The organism is Streptomyces sp. NPDC058964 (assembly GCF_042741275.1).
Lineage (GTDB): Bacteria > Actinomycetota > Actinomycetes > Streptomycetales > Streptomycetaceae > Streptomyces.
On record NZ_JBHYKH010000442.1, the window covers coordinates 1 to 1,916 of the forward strand.

At 71.7% G+C, this 1,916-nt stretch carries 2 protein-coding genes; one reads left to right on the forward strand and one right to left on the reverse strand.

The window, feature by feature from the left end; all coding sequences use genetic code 11:
* The coding region (locus ACFW2E_RS36220; protein ID WP_384473075.1) for a hypothetical protein at positions 1-185 on the reverse strand (185 nt) is incomplete at its 3' end.
* A gap of 2 nt (positions 186-187) precedes the next feature.
* On the opposite strand from ACFW2E_RS36220, the gene ACFW2E_RS36225 reads away from it, so the two are divergent.
* Positions 188-1,774 (forward strand): alkaline phosphatase D family protein, encoded by a 1,587-nt coding sequence (locus ACFW2E_RS36225; protein ID WP_384473078.1) that lies wholly within the window; start codon positions 188-190, stop codon positions 1,772-1,774.
* Positions 1,775-1,916 lie beyond the last annotated feature (142 nt).

Sequence of the window (1,916 nt, forward strand, 5' to 3'; positions counted from 1 at the left end):
GCGGGGGTCGACCGGCGGGCCGAGGCGCTCGCCGTGTGCCGCCCCGGGGCGACCGGCGACCCCGGTCCGTGTGCCGGTTCCCCCGCCGCCGCGGTCAGTTGTTCACCTGTGGTTTCCGTGTGCGCTGCGGCGCACCAGTAGTTGTGGCAGTGCACATTGGCCGGATCCCGTACCTGGAGGCCCATCCATGTCACACCGCCCGTTCCCCGGCCGTCGCAGCGTCCTGCGCGGCTCCCTGGCCGCGTCGGCGGCTCTGACCGTGCCCGCCGCCATCGGCGCGGCACCGGCGTTCGCCCTGTCCGGACGCCCCGAGGCCGGCTGGGGCGTGCAGTCGGGCGACGTGACCTCGGACTCCGGTCTGGTGTGGGTGCGTTCGGACCGGCCGGCCCGGATGATCGTGGAGACGTCGGCCACCGAGTCGTTCCGCAACCCGCGCAGATGGCACGGGCCGCTGCTGGGCGCGGACACCGACTTCACCGGCACCACCCGGCTGCGCGGTCTGCCGTCCGGCGAGCAGATCCACTACCGGGTGCTGCTCGCCGACCCGGACGACCCGCGGCGCACGGGCGAGCCGGTGACGGGCACCTTCCGCACCGTGTCGGCACACCGGCGGCACGGCGTGCGGTTCCTGTGGTCCGGCGACCTGGCCGGCCAGGGCTGGGGCATCAATCCCGACCTCGGCGGCTACCGGATCTACGACGCGATGGCGAAGCTCGACCCGGACTTCTTCGTCTGCAGCGGCGACAACATCTACGCCGACGGGCCGATCTCGGCGGCCCAGGCCCTGCCGGACGGCAGCACCTGGCGGAACGTCACCACCGAGGAGAAGGCGAAGGTCGCCGAGACCCTGGCCGAGTACCGAGGCAACTTCCGCTACAACCTGCTCGACAGGAACCTCAGGCGGTTCAACGCGCAGGTTCCCTCCGTCGTCCAGTGGGACGACCACGAGGTGCGCAACAACTGGTACCCGGGCGAGGTGATCGCCGACTCGGACGCGCGCTACACCGAGAAGAGCATCGACGTCCTGGCGGCGCGCGCCCGGCGGGCGTTCGGCGAGTACTTCCCGGTCTCGACGCTGCGGCCCGGCGCGAAGGAGGGCCGCGTCTTCCGCGTCCTGCGCCAGGGTCCACTGCTCGACGTGTTCGTCCTGGACATGCGGACCTACCGCAACGCCAACTCCCCCGACACCCAGGCCGTGGACCCGCAGGGCATCCTGGGCCGCGAGCAGCTCGATTGGCTCAAGCGGGAGCTGTCCCGGTCCCGCGCGGTGTGGAAGGTGATCGCCGCCGACATGCCGATCGGCCTGGTCGTGCCCGACCCGGTGGAGGGTCTGCCGAACTTCGAGGCGGTGGCCCAGGGCGACCCGGGCGCGCCGCTGGGCCGTGAGCTGCAGATCGCCGAGCTGCTGCGGTTCATCAAGCACCGGCGGATCACGGGGACCCTCTGGCTGACGGCGGACGTGCACCACACCTCGGCCCAGCACTACCGGCCGTCGCGGGCGGCGTTCACCGACTTCGAACCGTTCTGGGAGTTCGTCTCGGGTCCGCTGAACGCGGGCGCCTTCCCGGCCAGCGCGCTCGACAACACCTTCGGTCCCGAGCGGGTGTTCGTGAAGGCGCCGGCCGCCTCGAACGTCTCGCCCGCCGGCGGCTACCAGTTCTTCGGCGAGGTGGACATCGACGGCGGCAGCGGCGAGCTGACGGTGCGCCTGCGCGAGCAGGACGGCAGCGTGCTCTTCGCCCGGACGCTTCAGCCTGGCCTGGTCGGCCAGTAGGCGCGGCAGGAGCGGGCGGCCCGCCGGCTCCTCTACCCTCGGAGTGTGCCGCGCCCACCACCCCACCACCCCACACCCACCCCCCCACCAAGAAACCCAACCCCAAAGCAAACGAGGAGACGACCAACATTGAAAAAAATCA

What these genes read in the sequence shown, in the direction of transcription:
- ACFW2E_RS36225 (WP_384473078.1), top strand. Translation starts at nt 188, where the DNA reads ATGTCACACCGCCCGTTCCCCGGCCGTCGCAGCGTCCTGCGCGGCTCC.